13 protein-coding genes are annotated in these 17,212 nt (G+C 37.7%); all 13 read left to right on the top strand.

Annotation, left to right across the window (positions count from 1 at the left end; all coding sequences use genetic code 11):
* Nucleotides 1-33: 33 nt before the first annotated feature.
* The 13 genes from recG to ftsY all read left to right on the top strand — a co-directional run bounded on the left by recG (nucleotide 34) and on the right by ftsY (nucleotide 16,853).
* Entirely contained in the window at nucleotides 34-2,070 is a 2,037-nt protein-coding gene (gene recG, locus BCR23_RS08445; protein WP_083241922.1) for an ATP-dependent DNA helicase RecG, read from the top strand.
* A 220-nt stretch (nucleotides 2,071-2,290) separates the two neighbouring features.
* Nucleotides 2,291-3,289, top strand: a complete 999-nt coding sequence (gene plsX, locus BCR23_RS08440) for a phosphate acyltransferase PlsX (RefSeq protein ID WP_069635052.1) — start codon at nucleotides 2,291-2,293, stop codon at nucleotides 3,287-3,289.
* 143 nt (nucleotides 3,290-3,432) lie between these two features.
* On the top strand, nucleotides 3,433-3,672 hold the full coding sequence (gene acpP, locus BCR23_RS08435) for an acyl carrier protein (protein ID WP_069635051.1): 240 nt from the start codon (nucleotides 3,433-3,435) through the stop codon (nucleotides 3,670-3,672).
* A 228-nt stretch (nucleotides 3,673-3,900) separates the two neighbouring features.
* Nucleotides 3,901-4,908 carry an ABC transporter ATP-binding protein gene (locus tag BCR23_RS08430; RefSeq protein ID WP_069635050.1) on the top strand — a complete coding sequence of 336 codons (1,008 nt, stop codon included), beginning with the start codon at nucleotides 3,901-3,903 and terminating at the stop codon, nucleotides 4,906-4,908.
* Entirely contained in the window at nucleotides 4,908-5,852 is a 945-nt protein-coding gene (locus BCR23_RS08425) for an ATP-binding cassette domain-containing protein (protein ID WP_069635049.1), read from the top strand. The genes BCR23_RS08430 and BCR23_RS08425 overlap by 1 nt, the downstream gene beginning before the upstream one ends.
* Nucleotides 5,852-6,814, top strand: coding sequence for an oligopeptide ABC transporter permease (gene opp4B, locus BCR23_RS08420; RefSeq protein ID WP_069635048.1), 963 nt, complete (start codon nucleotides 5,852-5,854; stop codon nucleotides 6,812-6,814). The genes BCR23_RS08425 and opp4B overlap by 1 nt, the downstream gene beginning before the upstream one ends.
* Before the next feature lie 30 nt (nucleotides 6,815-6,844).
* Nucleotides 6,845-7,747 carry an ABC transporter permease gene (locus BCR23_RS08415; RefSeq protein ID WP_069635047.1) on the top strand — a complete coding sequence of 301 codons (903 nt, stop codon included), beginning with the start codon at nucleotides 6,845-6,847 and terminating at the stop codon, nucleotides 7,745-7,747.
* A 17-nt stretch (nucleotides 7,748-7,764) separates the two neighbouring features.
* Complete coding sequence (locus tag BCR23_RS08410; RefSeq protein WP_083241921.1) at nucleotides 7,765-9,540, top strand: oligopeptide ABC transporter substrate-binding protein; 1,776 nt, start codon at nucleotides 7,765-7,767, stop codon at nucleotides 9,538-9,540.
* A gap of 220 nt (nucleotides 9,541-9,760) precedes the next feature.
* Nucleotides 9,761-10,162: a nucleoside-diphosphate kinase gene (gene ndk / locus BCR23_RS08405; protein WP_069635046.1), complete on the top strand. Its 402-nt coding sequence runs from the start codon at nucleotides 9,761-9,763 to the stop codon at nucleotides 10,160-10,162.
* 323 nt (nucleotides 10,163-10,485) lie between these two features.
* Nucleotides 10,486-11,178 (top strand): ribonuclease III, encoded by a 693-nt coding sequence (rnc, locus tag BCR23_RS08400; protein ID WP_069635045.1) that lies wholly within the window; start codon nucleotides 10,486-10,488, stop codon nucleotides 11,176-11,178.
* Between the two features lie 23 nt (nucleotides 11,179-11,201).
* On the top strand, nucleotides 11,202-14,780 hold the full coding sequence (gene smc / locus BCR23_RS08395) for a chromosome segregation protein SMC (RefSeq protein ID WP_069635044.1): 3,579 nt from the start codon (nucleotides 11,202-11,204) through the stop codon (nucleotides 14,778-14,780).
* A 27-nt stretch (nucleotides 14,781-14,807) separates the two neighbouring features.
* Nucleotides 14,808-15,635: a Cof-type HAD-IIB family hydrolase gene (locus BCR23_RS08390; protein WP_069635043.1), complete on the top strand. Its 828-nt coding sequence runs from the start codon at nucleotides 14,808-14,810 to the stop codon at nucleotides 15,633-15,635.
* Nucleotides 15,636-16,853, top strand: a complete 1,218-nt coding sequence (ftsY, locus tag BCR23_RS08385) for a signal recognition particle-docking protein FtsY (protein WP_069635042.1) — start codon at nucleotides 15,636-15,638, stop codon at nucleotides 16,851-16,853. It abuts the gene before it with no gap.
* Nucleotides 16,854-17,212: the final 359 nt, after the last annotated feature.

The raw sequence follows: 17,212 nt of genomic DNA, 5'->3' as shown, positions 1-17,212 counted from the left end.
AACACGTATCTATTAATGAGAGGAGGAAAAGTGGTGAACTTAGCAGATGATATCGGTGTTCTATCAGGTGTTGGTCCCAAACGTGCCGAAAACCTGAAAGAGATTGGTATTCAAACGATCGAAGACTTGTTATCTTATTATCCTTTTCGCTATGATGATATTCAGGAAAAAGAATTAAATGAAATCCAAGATCAAGAAAAAGTAACCTTAAAAGGGCTGGTTGTTTCTGAGCCTGTTGTCAGTCGCTATGGCTATAAAAAAAGTCGAATGATGTTTCGTATGATGCAAGATCACGCTGTAATCAATGTTTCCTTCTTTAATCAACCTTATTTGAAAGATAAAATCGTTATGTCTGAGGAAATTGCAGTTTATGGAAAATGGGACGCTAAACGAAAATCACTAAACGGTATGAAAATTTTGGCTGCTAAAAATGACGGCGAAGATTTTGCACCTATTTATCATGTGAATAAAAAAGTTCGGCAAAGTAGCCTGATTCAATTAATTCGTACTGGATTTGATAAATATGGAGAATTGATTTCGGAGATTTTACCAAAAGAATTATTGGAAAAATATCGTTTGATGCCTAGAAAAGAAGCGATGTTTGCGATGCATTTCCCAAGTAATCCAGAAGAAAGTCATCAAGCAAAGCGTCGTGTTGTTTTTGAAGAGTTCTTTTTATTTCAGTTGAAAATGCAAGGCTTGAAGAGGCAAGAAAAAGCAGAAAAAAATGGCTTAAGTATCCATTATGATGTGGATCGCTTAAAATCATTTACACAAAAATTACCTTTTGAGTTGACTGCTGCCCAGAAAAAAGTAACGAATGAGATTTGTCGAGATTTAATGAGCTCTAATCATATGCAGCGTTTATTACAAGGCGATGTAGGAAGTGGGAAAACGGTAGTTGCAGCGATTGCTCTATATGCAACGATGACGGCTGGTTTTCAAGGCGCTTTAATGGTGCCGACAGAGATTTTAGCGCAGCAGCATATGGAAAGTCTACAACAGTTGTATGATCCCTTAGAAGTTCGGACAGCGCTCTTGACTGGATCAACAAAGACGAAAGAACGCCGAGAAATTCTGGAGCAGTTAGCGACAGGCGAAATCGATATTATTATTGGAACTCATGCATTGATTCAAGAAGATGTTATTTTTCATAAACTAGGCTTAGTTATCACTGATGAACAGCACCGTTTTGGTGTAAATCAGCGTCGGATTTTAAGAGAAAAAGGCTTGAAACCGGACGTGTTGTTTATGACAGCGACCCCGATTCCCAGAACATTGGCGATTACCGCTTTTGGGGAAATGGACGTATCAATTATTGATGAAATGCCGGCTGGCCGTATTCCGATAGAAACCCGCTGGATTCGTCCGCCGCAGTTAGATACAGTATTAGAATGGATGCAAAAAGAACTGGCTCGTGGTCACCAAGCGTACATCATTTGTCCGTTGATTGAAGAATCAGAAGCACTTGACGTTAAAAATGCCACTGAGATTTTTGAGCATATGACTGCATTTTTCAACCCTACTTATCAAGTTGGTTTACTTCACGGGAAAATGAAAAATCAGGAAAAAGAAGAGATTATGCAAGAGTTTAAAGAAAATAATTTGCAGCTTCTAGTTTCTACTACAGTAATCGAAGTCGGCGTCAACGTTCCAAATGCAACAGTCATGCTAATCATGGATGCAGATCGTTTTGGACTAGCGCAATTACATCAGCTACGCGGCCGTGTTGGTAGAGGATCAGAAGCTTCATATTGTATTTTGGTTGCTAACCCTAAGAATGAAATGGGTGTGGAACGAATGAAAATTATGACGGAAACCAATAATGGTTTTGTGTTAAGCGAAAAAGATCTGGAATTACGAGGCCCTGGTGAAGTATTTGGTGCCAGACAGTCAGGGGTTCCACAATTTGCTGTAGGTGATATTGTGACAGATTTTAATATTCTAGAAGTTGCTCGCCAAGAGGCAAGTGCAATTTGGAAAAAAACACAATGGTGGGTACTGCCGGAATATCATGGAGTGGCTGAAAAAATTAAACCAAACGATGATGAGCAGCAGTTCTTTGACTGATAGACGATTTGATGTGAAAAGTACAAGGATCGAAGCAGTTCGTTCCGCTTTTCGTGTAGTCTAGCTCCACGAACCAGACCTCTCAACAAATAGATAAAATTCTGAAAAGATAGAAAGCATCTTTCCAGAGTTTTTCTAATTTGTTCAAGGTCTAAGCGGTTCGTTCCGCTTTTCGATGTGTTATACTACTTATTGTAATTTATCTAGGAGGGACTATTTTATGAAGATTGCAGTTGATGCAATGGGTGGCGATCATGCACCTCAGGCTATTGTTGAGGGCGTTATGCTAGCTAAACAGGATTTTCCAGAGATTGAGTTTTTACTTTATGGAAAAGAAAATGAAATAAAAAAATATGTAACAGATGAAACGAATATTACTATTATCCACACGGACGAAAAAATCAATAGTGATGATGAACCAGTGAAAGCAATTCGTCGTAAAAAAACAGCTTCGATGGTTTTAGCTGCGCAAGCGGTAAAAAATGGCGAAGCAGACGCTATTTTTTCAGCAGGGAATACGGGGGCTTTACTGGCTGCTGGATTATTCATCGTTGGACGAATCAAAAATGTCGAACGTCCAGGTTTGATGTCAACATTACCCGTAATTGGTCAGCCGAACGGTGGGTTTGATATGCTGGATTTAGGTGCTAATGCAGACAATAAACCAGAACATCTTGTACAATATGCTGTGTTAGGTTCTTTTTACGCTGAGAAAGTGAGAAACATTAGCAAGCCTCGAGTAGCACTTTTAAATAACGGTACTGAAGAAACAAAAGGTAGTGAGTTAACTAAAAAAGCTTTTGAGTTACTGTCAGAAGAAGAAACGATCAATTTTATCGGTAATGTGGAAGCTCGTGATTTACTGAGTGGAGCAGCTGATGTTGTTGTAACAGATGGTTTCACAGGAAATGCTGTGTTGAAATCGATTGAAGGAACGGCATTGAGTATGATGGGTCTTTTGAAATCTTCGATTCTTGGAGAAGGGCTTAAGGGGAAAATGGGGGCATTACTTTTGAAAAATGCCTTACGTGGGATGAAAAGTGAAATGGACTATTCTAAACATGGCGGAGCCGTTTTATTTGGCTTAAAAGCACCAGTCGTTAAAACACATGGATCGACTGGGCCTGAAGCGGTTCGTTACACGATTCGTCAAATTCATACAATGTTAAAAACAGAGGTTGTACCCCAACTTGTTAGCTATTATGAAACGAAAGAATAAGTATGTTCGCAACTTGATTGCAATCAATTTGTAATGAATTTGCAAAAAAAGATGGACAAATCGATCATTTGTGAGTACAATGTATCATAGCGTTTAACTCATTAGTGAGGAACGTTGTTCAAAAACAGTGGAGGTGAATACAGTTGACTCGTGAAGAAGTACTTGGAAAAGTAGCGAAGATAATCTCAAACCACTTTGATATTGAAGCTGAGAATGTGACAGATCAATTAAACATTAAAGATGACTTGAATGCAGATTCAATTAGTGTAATGGAATTTGTTTTAGAGCTTGAAGATGAGTTTGGTACAGAAATTTCTGATGAAGATGCAGAACAAATTGAAACAGTTGGTGCTGCTGTAGATTATATTATGAATCATTTATAATTTAAAACAAAAAAAGTGAAGCAAAACAAATCCCGTTTTGCTTCACTTTTTTGCGTATATAGATATAATTGGATTACCAAAATGTTGCAATTTTTACAAATATTATATACAATTGCTTAAAAATGAGTACAATGAGAATATAAAGAGAAAAGTTAAAAAAAACGAGTTTTTTTTAAGTTTTTCTGTCGTAATTATGATAGTTAACTGAGCATGGAGGAGTGTATTAAAGTGAGTGATGGAAATCAATTATTAGACGTTCAACATCTGCACACAGGTTTTCGTATTAAAGACGAGTATTATGATGCAGTTGATGATGTATCATTTGAGTTAGGGAAAAATGAAATTTTAGCGATTGTTGGTGAATCTGGTTGTGGAAAAAGTACTTTAGCCACAACTATTATCGGGCTGCACGATGAAAATAATACACGTGTAACTGGTGAAATCCTTTACAAGGACTTGAACTTAACTACTTTTAATGAACAACTATATAATAAAGTCCGCGGCAATGATATCGGTATGATTTTTCAAGATCCTTTGTCAGCACTGAATCCATTAATGCGAATTGAAGATCAGATTAAAGAAAGTTTAACCTATCATACAGATATGAATGCCGAGCAAAAACAAGCTAGGGTAATTGAATTGTTAATGCAAGTGGGTATTCCTAATCCTGAACGAGTAGGAAAACAATATCCTCATGAATTATCCGGTGGAATGCGTCAGCGTGTCATCATTGCCATCGCTATTGCATGTAAACCAGCAATCATTATTGCAGACGAACCAACAACTGCACTAGACGTGACGATTCAGGCACAAATTTTAGATTTACTTAAAGACCTACAAGAAGAGACAGGTTCAGGGATTATTTTGATTACGCATGATTTAGGCGTTGTAGCTGAAATGGCAGATAAGGTAGCTGTGATGTATGCGGGGCAATTTGTAGAAGTTGCATCTGCTGAAGAATTGTTTAACAATCCAAAGCATCCATACACACGTTCTTTATTACAATCAATTCCACAAGAGAATTCAGATGATAGCCAACTGCATGTAATTGAGGGTGTCGTTCCGTCACTAAGTAAATTACCAAGAGAAGGTTGTCGTTTTGCGCCAAGAATTCCTTGGATTCCAGAAGATGCTCACGAAGAAACACCAGTGCTGCATGAAGTATCAGAAGGACATTTTGTCCGTTGTACATGTTATCAGCATTTTCATTTTAGAGACGAACGGGAGGAAGTATAATGACGGAAATTATTCAAATCAAAGACTTGAAAGTTCATTATCCTATCCGTAGTGGTTTCTTCAATCGAGTCACTGATCATGTGTTGGCAGTGGATGGTGTTGATTTTATTATTGAAAAAGGAAAAACATACGGTTTAGTTGGTGAATCTGGTTCTGGGAAGTCTACCACAGGGAAAGCGATTATCGGGCTGGAAAAAGTTACCAACGGTAGTATTTTATATGAAGGTAAAGATGTAACCAAACATCATAATCGTAAAGCGTTGAAATACAATAAAGATGTCCAAATGATTTTCCAAGATTCAATGTCTAGTTTAAATCCTAAAAAACGAGTATTGGATATTATTGCTGAGCCGATCCGCAACTTTGAGCGCTTGAGTGATCAAGAGGAAAAGAAAAAGGTCAAAGGGCTTTTGGATATCGTTGGAATGCCGGAAGATGCGTTGTATAAATACCCTCATGAATTTTCAGGTGGGCAGCGTCAACGTTTAGGTGTAGCTCGAGCAGTAGCAACTAGTCCTAAACTGATTATTGCTGATGAACCAGTTTCAGCGTTAGACTTATCTGTTCAGGCGCAAGTATTGAACTTTATGAAAAATATTCAAGAAGAATATGGCTTGAGCTATTTATTCATTTCCCATGACTTAGGTGTGGTAAAACACATGTGCGATAATATTGCGATTATGTACAAAGGGCGTTTTGTAGAGATTGGCACACGTCAGGATATTTACACAGATCCTAAACATATCTATACCAAACGTTTATTGTCAGCGATCCCTAAAATCGATGTTGCTAATCGGGAAAAACATAAGGCTGAGAGACGTAAAGTAGAAAAAGAATATATTGAGCATCAAAAAGATTATTACGATCAAAATGGGCGTGTGTACGATCTGCGCAAAATTAGTGAAACACATCAAGTAGCGTTGAAAGATGGAGGTGCAAACTAATGTGGAAGACGATTTTACGACGTGTACTCTTTATGATTCCTCAAATTCTGATTTTAAGCGTACTAATTTTTGTCTTGGCTAAAATGATGCCGGGTGATCCGTTTACTGGATTGATTAATCCAAACACAGATCCTGCTGTTATTGAAAAGATGAGAGAAGCGGCTGGATTAAACGATCCGTGGACAACGCAATACATGCGGTGGATTGTTAATGTGTTTCATGGGGATTTTGGTGAAAGTTTTATTTTCAAACTACCCGTTTCAACGCTAATCGGTAGTCGCGCAGTTAATACGATCCTGCTGTCTTTAGTAACCGTTGTGATCATGTATGCAATTGCGTTGCCATTAGGTGTTTTATCTGGACGTTATCAAAATTCTATCTTAGATAAATTTGTAGTGGTGTATAACTTTTTCAGCTTTGCGGTGCCGCCATTTATTTTTGCATTAGTTATGCTATTTATTTTTGGGTATCGTTTAGATTGGTTCCCAACAACGGGTTCAGTTTCCAGTGGTGTTGAGCCGGGGACAGGCGCATATATTTGGGATCGGTTTTATCATTTGATTTTACCAGCGCTTTCCCAAGCCTTACTTGGAACAGCAATTACGATTCAATATTTACGTAATGAGGTTATTGATTCTCAGTCGTTGGATTATGTACGGACTGCTCGTTCAAAGGGCGTGCCGACAAATAAAGTATATACAAGACATATTTTCAGAAATGCTTCTTTACCAATCGTTTCTCAACTAAGTTACGAAATTACCGCTTTGATCAGCGGCTCGGTGGTTATTGAAAAAATCTTTGGTTACCCAGGTATTGGTAAATTATTTATCGACTCCATCGGACAACGAGATTACGCAGTAATCACGGCCTTAGTATTGATTTTAGGAGTTGCAACACTCATTGGGAATCTGGTGTCAGATATTGTGATGAGTATTGTAGATCCAAGAATTCGAGTTCAATAGAAAATCAATTTAAGGAGAGGAAGAAACGAGATGGACAAAAATAAAGAAAATACAGTTACCGTAACGGAAACAATCCCTCCAATGGGATTTCGAATGATCGGAAGAGAATTCAAAAAAGATAAATTAGCTATTTTTTCACTTGTAGTGTTAGTTGCTATTCTGTTGGTTGTTTTTATCGGTGCATTATTGACTGATCAAGACAAAGTAATGACAGTCAGTATTTTAGATAAATACGCAGAACCTGGCGGAAACTTTATTTTAGGAGCTGATGAAGGCGGCCGTGATGTTTTAGGCCAATTGATCATTGGCGCTCGTAATTCAGTTGTGATCGGTTTTGCGATTACGATTCTTACATCGATTATCGGTGTAGGTATCGGAATTATTTCAGGATATTATGGCGGAATGTTTGATAATGCAGTGATGCGTGTGGTTGACTTTATCATGATCTTGCCGATTATGATGATCATCATTGTGTTTGTAACAATCATTCCTAATTATAATGTTTGGTCTTTCGTTTGGATCATGAGTGCGTTTTACTGGGTTGCCAAAGCTCGACTATTTCGAAGTAAAACACTATCAGAAGCAAGAAGAGACTATGTGAGTGCCTCAAAAACGTTAGGAACAAGCGATTTTAAAATCATGTTTCGAGAAATTATGCCAAATTTAAGTTCATTGATCATTACGAATTTAACGATCAACTTTGCGGCAAATATCGGGATCGAAACAACGTTAACGTTCTTAGGATTTGGTTTGCCGACAAATGTACCAAGTCTTGGAACATTGATCGGATATGCTAGTAATGGCGATGTTTTAGCAAATAAAACATGGATCTGGGTACCTGCATCAGTACTGATTTTAGTAATGATGTTATGTATAAATTATATTGGCCAAGCGTTTAAGCGTTCAGCAGATGCAAGACAACGTTTAGGTTAAGACGAGGAGGAAGAAGTGTGAAAAACAAGAAACTTTTGGGTTTAATTACATTAACAGCAGTGATGGCAGTAACATTAGCCGCATGCGGAGGCAAGAAGTCGGGTTCTGATAACAAGAATGTAAAAACAGAAGATATCAGTAAATTTACAATGAAGGTCAAAAATGATAAAGAAGCTATCAAAGGCGGGACGTTGGATGTAGCTGTTGCGTCTGATACTCAATTTAAAGGATTGTTTTCAGAAGTCTATTATGAAGATGCATATGACAATTACTATATGAAACCCTCTCATGAAGGATTATTCTCTTATGATGATGACTTCGTGATTACAGGTGAAGGTGTTGCAACCTTAGATTTAGATGTCGATGCTAAGAAAGCGACAATTAAACTGAAAAAAGATATCAAATGGTCAGACGGTCAACCAGTAACTGCAGATGATTTGAGTTACCCTTATGAAGTAATTGGAAATAAAGATTACACAGGGATTCGTTATGACGATGACTTTATGAATGTAGTAGGCATGGATGAGTATCATGCTGGTAAAGCTGATACTATTTCAGGAATTAAAAAAGTAGACGATCAAACGATTGAAGTGACTTACAAAGAAATGAATCCAGGGATGCTTCAATTAAGTGGTGGTGTGTACACTAACGCAATGCCAAAGCATGTCTTTAAGGACATTCCAATCAAGGATCAACAAGCGAGCGAAGCTGTTCGCAAAAATCCTGTAACATTTGGCCCTTACTACATGAGCAAGATTGTAACAGGAGAGTCAGTAGAATATCTACCAAATGAACACTACTATAAAGGGAAACCTAAATTAGATAAGATCGTATTTACAAACGTACCAACAGCTTCAATTGTTGAAGCGGTGAAAGCTAAAAAATATGACATGGTTTACTCAATGCCAACAGATAACTACCCAACTTATAAAGATTTAGAAGGGTACCAAATGTTAGGTCGTGAAGAATTAGCCTACACATATATTGGGTTCAAACTAGGAACGTATGACAAAGAAAAAGGCGAAGTTGTTATGAATCCAAACGCAAAAATGGCGGATGTAAAATTACGTCAAGCAATGGGCTATGCGATGGATAACGATGCAATCGGTCAAAAATTCTATAACGGCTTACGTTCTGGAGCAACAACGTTGATTCCACCAATCTTTAAAACATTACATGATACTGATGTAAAAGGGTATCAATATGATTTAGATAAAGCGAAGAAAATTTTAGATGATGCTGGCTATAAAGATACAGATGGCGATGGTTTGAGAGAAAATCCTAAGGGTGAAAAGCTAACAATTAACTTTGCTTCAATGGCAGGGGGAGAAACAGCGCAACCATTAGCAGATTACTATCTACAACAATGGAAAGAAATTGGCTTAGATGTTAAATTAGCAACTGGCCGTTTGATTGATTTCCAAGCATTCTACGATAAAATTAAAAATGATGATCCAGAAGTTGATGTTTTCCAAGCGGCTTGGGGTGTAAACAGTGCACCATCTCCTGGAGGGTTATATAGCCGTAACGCAGCATTCAACTACTCTCGTTTTGCTTCTGAAGAAAATGATAAGCTGTTGAAAGACATCGATTCAAAAGCATCTTTCGACGATACAAAACGTAAAGAAGCATACGATGCGTGGCAAAAGTATATGTTTGAAGAAGCGCCAGTTATTCCAACATTATACCGTAATCAAATCATGCCAGTTAACGAGCGTGTGAAATCATTTACTTGGAACTATGAAGAAACTAGCGATTTCTATGATGTTGAATTAACAGCTGAAAAACGTTAATTCGATCATTTGAAGAGCAGAGGGTGAGACAAAAGTGAAAAGCACTTTTGTCCCAACCTCTGTTTTTGTTTATCATTGATGTACCATTGTATCCAGTAATGACAAAGCAGAAACTTTTTTTGTCACTTGTACACTAGACAGGGATTGTTAAGAATGATAACCTCTTTGTTAAGCGCTTTCAATTCTGCGTTTTTAATAAATGAAAACAAGGAGAGATTAAATGGAGCAAACACTAGTTATTATCAAACCGGACGGCGTCAAACGTAAATTAGTCGGAGAAATCCTTCAACGATTCGAAAGAAAACAAATGACACTTGCAAAATTAAAAGTGGCTAAGATGTCTCGGGAATTAGCAGAGGAACATTACGCTCATGTTAAACAATTCGATTTCTTTGAAGAGATGATGACCTATATGACGTCATCAGAAGTTGTTTATTTGGTCTTAGAAGGGACTGAGGTCATCAAAACGGTAAGGAAGATGATCGGTGCAACAAATTGCTTACAAGCCGAACCAGGAACGATTCGTGGGGATTATGGTGCTAATAGTTACCAAAATGTTATCCATGCCTCAGATTCGCCAGAAGCTGCACTCACAGAAATTAAACGGTTTTTCAACGAATAAAAATAAATAAAAAGCGTATTGAGATTTTATTAGCGCACCAAAGAGAGTTGTTTCTTTCTTGGCGCTGATTATCTTAAGCGCTTTTTTTATTTATTACTAAGTAAAAAACTAGATTAACAAGATAGTTTCTCATAAGAAAAATCTACAATTTTCTTAGTTTATGACAGAAAGTCTCATACTATCAGTAAAGATAATGAGGAAATCATGCCAAAATGATGAATCCGCTAGCTAATTTGGGGTAATTCCCGTCCTAACCATTTAAAAATGTTTCAAAAAAAAGTATAATAGAGAAGGTTGTAAATAAATTTAAAGGAATGTAGCAAATGGACAATCAGTTAACTACCGAATTAAAAGAACGTTACGGCATTGTTTTCCATGATGTCAACCTATTAGAACAGGCTTTTACACATTCATCCTATGTGAATGAGCATCGCTATTTAAAACTATCTGACAATGAACGATTGGAATTTTTAGGAGATGCCGTCTTAGAATTATTGGTTTCTCAATATCTGTATAAACAATTTCCAGAGATGCCAGAAGGTAAACTAACTAAAATGCGTGCAGCAATCGTACGTGAAGATAGTTTATCTAAATTTGCGAAAGAATGCCATTTTGACCAATATATTCTTCTTGGTAAAGGAGAAGAAAATTCTGGCGGACGGGGACGTCCAGCATTGCTATGTGATTTATTCGAAGCATTTTTGGGTGCTTTATTCTTGGATCAAAAGGTAGATGCAGTCAAGAAATTTATTGGAGAAGTCATTTTTCCTAAAATCGATGCCGGTGCTTTTTCACATGAGATGGATCACAAAACACATTTACAAGAAGTCTTGCAACGTCAAGGGGACGTTACTATTGAGTATCGTTTAGTCAATGAAGAAGGTCCTGCTCATGATCGGATATTTTTTGTTGAAGTTTATGTCAATGAAAAAATGATCGGAACAGGACAAGGTAAGTCAAAGAAATTAGCAGAACAGGATGCGGCTGAAAAGGCGTTGAAACAAAATCCTGAGTAAGCTTGGAAGGAGCCGTTTTATTCGTGTATTTGAAACGAATTGAGATCGCAGGATTTAAATCCTTTGCGGATCGAACCGTTATAGATTTTGAAAATGGTGTTACGGCTGTTGTCGGACCTAATGGCAGCGGGAAAAGTAATATCACTGAAGCGATTCGTTGGGTTTTAGGCGAGCAGTCGGCTAAAAGTCTTCGCGGAGGCAAAATGCCGGATATTATTTTCGCTGGTTCTGAAGGTCGCAAAGCGTTGAATATTGCCGAAGTAACGGTTGTATTAGACAATAGTGATCATTTTTTACCACTAGATTTTACCGATATCAGTGTCACACGCCGATACCGCAGAACAGGTGAAAGTGATTTTTATATCAATAAACAAGCCTGCCGTTTGAAAGATATCCATGATTTATTTATGGATTCTGGTTTAGGAAAAGAATCCTTCTCGATTATATCTCAGGGGAAAGTCGAAGCGATTTTCAATAGTAAGCCAGAAGATCGTCGCGGTATTTTTGAAGAAGCTGCTGGAGTATTGAAGTACAAACAACGTAAGAAAAAAGCCGAGCAAAAACTCTTTGAAACAGAAGATAACTTAAGTCGTGTGCAAGATATCATCTATGAGCTAGAAGATCAATTGACGCCTCTTGCTGCACAAAGTGAAGCGGCTAAAACTTTTTTGAAACTAAAAGAGACATTGACCGAAATCGATGTTAGTTTGACAGCAACTGAAATTGAAGCGGCAAAAGAAATCTGGGAAATCAAAACAGCTGAACTTGCGACGATTGAAGAAAAGTTGCAGACAGCTAGCAAAAAGATTCGTCATTCAGAAGATGAGTTGTTCCAACTGCGGGGCAAACGTAATAAATTAGATGAACAAATCGAAACAGAACAACAACAGCTTCTACAAATTACAGAGGCGTTAAAACAAACTGAAGGACAAAAAGATGTCTTAGTTGAACGTTCAAAACACACGATGCAGACAACTAGTGAGTATCAACAATCACTAGAAGAAAATGCGGAGAAAATCACGCGCTATCGTGAAGAAGTCCAAGACTTACAAGCAAAAGTTACTGAGAAAAAAGCCCAACGTGAATCACTAGTTGAAGCAATTAAATCCTCAGAAATAGAAGTTGAAAAGTATAGCAAATCTTCAAAAGAATTATTGGAAGAGTTACGCAGCCAATATGTTGAAGTGATGCAAGAACAAGCCAATACAACGAACGATCTAAAATATTTAGAACGTCAGTATCAACAAGAAACAGCTAAAAATCAACAATCTATCCAAAAACACGAAGCTTTAGAGAAACAAATGACAGATGCCTTAGTTGAAAAAGAACAATTAGAAGAAAAGTTATCTGCATCAGATCAGTCATTAGTAGAACAGAGAGAACAATATACACAATTCAAGAATCAGCTGGATCAAAAGCAAGGACAATTGGCTGTAAAACAGAAAAACATGTATCAATCCATGAACCAAGTCCAACAAGCTAAAGCACGTCAAAAAAGCTTACAGGAAATCCAAGAGAATTACTCTGGATTTTATCAAGGAGTTCGTGCGGTTTTAAAACATAAAGACCAATTAACTGGCGTTGTTGGGGCAGTTGCAGAGTTGATTGATGTACCTAAGGAATATACGTTAGCCATTGAAACAGCTTTAGGCGGAGCTGCTCAACATGTGGTTGTAGAAACGGAAAAAGACGGTCGTGCTGGGATTACGTTCTTAAAACAACAGCATAGTGGTCGAGCAACATTTCTACCATTGACAACAATCAAACCTAGAAATGTTTCAAGTGCTGTTCGTGATCGGGTCCAAAATATCCAAGGATTTCTAGGGATTGCTAGTGAGTTAGTCCATTTTTCTGATGATGTGAGCAATGTTATCCAAAACCTTTTAGGTGTGACGTTGTTAGCAGAAACATTAGAAAGCGCCAATCAATTAGCAAAAGCCGTGAACTATCAATACCGAGTTGTTTCTTTAGATGGAGATGTAATGAACTCGGGTGGTTCTATGACGGGTGGTGCCAATAAACGAGGCAATCAAGGCAGCCTGTTTTCTCAAACCCAAGAACTTCAAACGCTGACTGAACAAATGGAACGACTTGAAAAACAATTAACAGTCAACGAAAAAGAAGTTCAACAGCTGACGGATGAAGTCAAAGAACTTAACGAAAAATTAGAGCAATTGCGTTCAACTGGCGAAACAAGCCGTTTGAAACAACAAGAGTTGCAAAATAAACTGACGAATCAAGAAGAAGCGATTACTCGTTTAACCAAAGAAAAACGTCTGTTTGAATTTGAAGCTCGTGAATTGCATCAATTTTTAACAGAATATCAAGCTAGAAAAGAAGAACTGACAGAACAACAACAAGAGCTTAATCAAACCAAAGATCGCTTAGATCAAGAAATGAAGCAAGTGGATCAAGAAGCGAGCCAAATGGAAACCTTACGGGCAGAAGCGTTTGAGCGTTTCAACCAAATACAAGCAGATCAAGCCGTTGTGGCAGAGCAGTTAGCACATTTAACAGAACAAACAGCAGAAAGACAAACGCAATTAGATGAATTCTTGGCTAGAGAAACAGCCTTACGTCAACAATTACAACAATTGAATGACAACTCAACAGATCATCAAGTAACAGAAGAAAGTTTAGGGGTTCAGTTAGAACAACTAGCGGAGAAAAAAGAGCAATTGCAAACCAGTATTCAAGAAGCGAAAGCCGCTCGCCAACAATTGCAAGAACAAGTCGATCAAATCGATACAGGTTTAGCAGAAGAAAATAAACAGCAACAACATTTATTGACCGAACAAACCAAAATCGAAGTTGAGAAAAACCGTTCAGAAATTAAGCTGGATAATTCCTTACAATATCTACAAGAAGAATACAGTTTGACCTTTGAACGTGCGAACGAAGATTATCAATTGACGATCGACAAAGAGCAAGCCAAAATTGAAGTGAAACGCCTAAAACGTGAAATCGAACGCTTAGGTCCAGTCAATTTAAATGCTATTGAACAGTTCGAGCAAGTCAATGAACGCCATGAGTTTTTAGTCTCTCAACGTGATGACTTACTAGATGCCAAAGAGCAGTTATTTGAAACGATGGGGGAAATGGATGAAGAAGTCAAAGCACGCTTTAGCGAAGTCTTTGAAGCGATCCGTGCCCAGTTTAAAGTTGTATTTCCAAATATGTTCGGTGGCGGTCGTGCGGAATTGATTTTAACCAATCCAGAAGATTTATTAAATACTGGGGTAGAAATCGAAGCACAACCTCCTGGCAAAAAATTACAAAACCTAAGCTTACTTTCTGGTGGTGAGCGTGCTTTAACAGCGATCGCGTTATTATTCTCTATTATCCGTGTTAGACCTGTGCCATTCTGTGTCTTGGATGAAGTTGAAGCAGCATTAGATGATGCCAACGTTTCTCGTTTTGGTCATTATTTAAGTGAATTTGAAGATGATACGCAATTTATTGTGGTGACTCACCGTAAAGGAACGATGGAAGCCGCTGATGTGTTGTATGGTGTGACGATGCAGGAATCGGGTGTATCGAAGATTGTTTCTGTTCGTTTAGAAGAAGTCAAAGAAGGCGGCGCGATTGTTGCCGAAACGTAGTTTTATATGATGGAGGGACGAGACAGATTGATTAAATTAGTCGCTATCGATTTAGATGGTACATTATTAAATAGTAACAAAGAAATCTCTGCAAGGAATAAAGCAGCTTTAGCACAAGCCAAAGCTGCAGGCGTTAAAATTGTTATTTGTACAGGTCGGCCACTAGCTGCAATCGGCATTTATTTGGATGCCTTAAACTTGCGGGACAATGGAGATTACAGTATCACCTTTAATGGTGGTTTGGTTCAGAAAAATGATACAGGTGAGATCATTGAAAAAGCTTCTATGCCTTTAGAAAATGTCCATGACTTATTTCAATTGGCTTCATCATTGAATGTGCCTTTAGACATTTTATCTGATGGGCTTGTGTTGCAATTACCAACAACACAAGATTACGAATCATTGTATAGCCAGCTAAATAAATTATTGACATACGAATCGTATGAAGTAGCTGAACTAACAGCTGATAGGATTTACAATAAAGCAGTTATTGCAGTAGATGAAACATATTTAGATGAGCAAATCAAAAAAATACCTAGCGCCTTTTACACACGCTATGAAGTCATCAAAACTAGAACCAATCTACTAGAATTTATGCCAAAAGGAATCACTAAAGCATACGGTATTTCTTTGTTAGCTAGAGATTTAGGGATTAAACAAGAAGAAATTATGACCATTGGCGATGAAGAAAATGATCTACCGATGATCGAATATGCAGGGCTTGGTGTAGCAATGGAAAATGCGATAGATAAGGTTAAAGACTTAGCAGATGTGATCACAGATACCAATGACAATGACGGTGTAGCACAAGTCGTAGAAAAATTTGTTCTAGAACCATTGAGAGGAGGGAATTAAATGGGGTTTTTCGATAAAATAAAAAAGGCTTTTATGAACGAAAAAGAAACAGAACCAGCTGAAATCGAAAAAGATGACACGCTGAAAGAAGTTGGCGAAGAAGAAGCAATAACTGAAGAAAAAACACAAGCAGAGCAAGAAACAACTGAACAAGAACAACCAGATTCTCTTGAACCTGTAGAAGAACCAGAAATTGATCCACTGATTACTGTAAATCCTGTTACACAAGCAGAAGAACTTGTTGACCCTGCAATTATTGAAGAACAAGAAGAAGAAATAATCCTTCAAGAAAAGTATGAAAAAGGGCTGGAAAAAACCCGTAAAACATTTGGGGAACGCTTGAATGAATTATTCGCTAATTTCCGTTCAGTTGATGAAGACTTCTTTGAAGAACTAGAAGAAACATTGATTGGCGCAGATGTTGGCTTTGATACAGCTATAAAAATCACAGAATCTTTACGTCAAGAAGTAAAGCTACGCAACGTGAAAAAACCAGCCGCTATTCAAAATACGATCATTGAAAAAATGGTTGATTTATACGAAGCAGAAGGTATTGAAGAAAATAATGCTTTGAATATTCAGGAAAACGGACTGACTGTGATGTTATTTGTGGGAGTCAACGGTGTTGGGAAAACAACCAGTATTGGAAAGCTTGCCCATGAATTCAAACAAGACGGCAAGAAAGTCTTAATGGCCGCGGCCGATACTTTTAGAGCAGGAGCCATTGATCAATTAGTCGTTTGGGGCGAACGTGCAGGTGTAGAAGTTGTCCGTGGTAATGCTGGTGGCGATCCAGCCGCTGTTGTCTTTGACGCAGTTGATCGTGCCAAAGCTGAGAATGCTGATATTTTACTAGTAGATACAGCAGGACGCTTGCAAAATAAAGTTAATTTGATGAATGAATTAGATAAAATCAAACGCGTGATTCAACGTGAATTGCCGGATGCACCCCATGAAGTGTTACTTGTGGTAGATGCAACCACAGGGCAAAATGCGATGTCACAAGCTAAACAATTTAAAGAAACGACAGATGTTACTGGATTAGTTTTAACGAAACTAGATGGTACAGCAAAAGGCGGAATCGTTTTAGCGATTCGTAATGAGCTGCATTTACCGGTGAAATTAGTCGGACTTGGCGAAGGTATTGACGATTTAGAGCCATTCGATGCAAATGATTTTGCGATTGGCTTGTTTAAAGGATTGTTGAAAGAAGAATAAGAAAGTTAACTGCTAGATGATGTATATTATAACTCTTTGAATGAGTTTGTCTTTAAACAGACAATCATTCAAAGGGTTATTTTTTTAAGTCAAAAGTATTGGAGACGAGGTAGCTATAAAACGGTGGAAATTGGTTGAAAGAGAAAGATAGAGCAGCATATATTTAAAAGTCTTCTTCTTTCGTAAAAATAACAAAAAATTTTATGAAGGAAATTGGTGTGCAATTTCGATGATTAAACAGATTTGATGGTCAATACAATCCTTACCAGACTCTCAGGAAACAAGAGGAATAATGTAATGAATGCAAAGTAGCGTATTTTATATTGTCGCCTATCTAACAGTCTTGCGACTGGAAGGAG

This window comes from Enterococcus quebecensis, assembly GCF_001730365.1.
Lineage (GTDB): Bacteria > Bacillota > Bacilli > Lactobacillales > Enterococcaceae > Enterococcus_L > Enterococcus_L quebecensis.
Note: the sequence above shows the minus strand (reverse complement) of the source record. Positions and strands in the feature narration are given on the sequence as shown.

Bases quoted from the DNA above. Each gene is read 5' to 3' on its own strand.
- BCR23_RS08425 (WP_069635049.1), top strand. From the start codon at position 4,908: ATGACGGAAATTATTCAAATCAAAGACTTGAAAGTTCATTATCCTATC.
- ftsY (WP_069635042.1), top strand. From the start codon at position 15,636: ATGGGGTTTTTCGATAAAATAAAAAAGGCTTTTATGAACGAAAAAGAA.
- ndk (WP_069635046.1), top strand. From the start codon at position 9,761: ATGGAGCAAACACTAGTTATTATCAAACCGGACGGCGTCAAACGTAAA.
- rnc (WP_069635045.1), top strand. From the start codon at position 10,486: ATGGACAATCAGTTAACTACCGAATTAAAAGAACGTTACGGCATTGTT.
- BCR23_RS08415 (WP_069635047.1), top strand. From the start codon at position 6,845: ATGGACAAAAATAAAGAAAATACAGTTACCGTAACGGAAACAATCCCT.
- opp4B (WP_069635048.1), top strand. From the start codon at position 5,852: ATGTGGAAGACGATTTTACGACGTGTACTCTTTATGATTCCTCAAATT.
- plsX (WP_069635052.1), top strand. From the start codon at position 2,291: ATGAAGATTGCAGTTGATGCAATGGGTGGCGATCATGCACCTCAGGCT.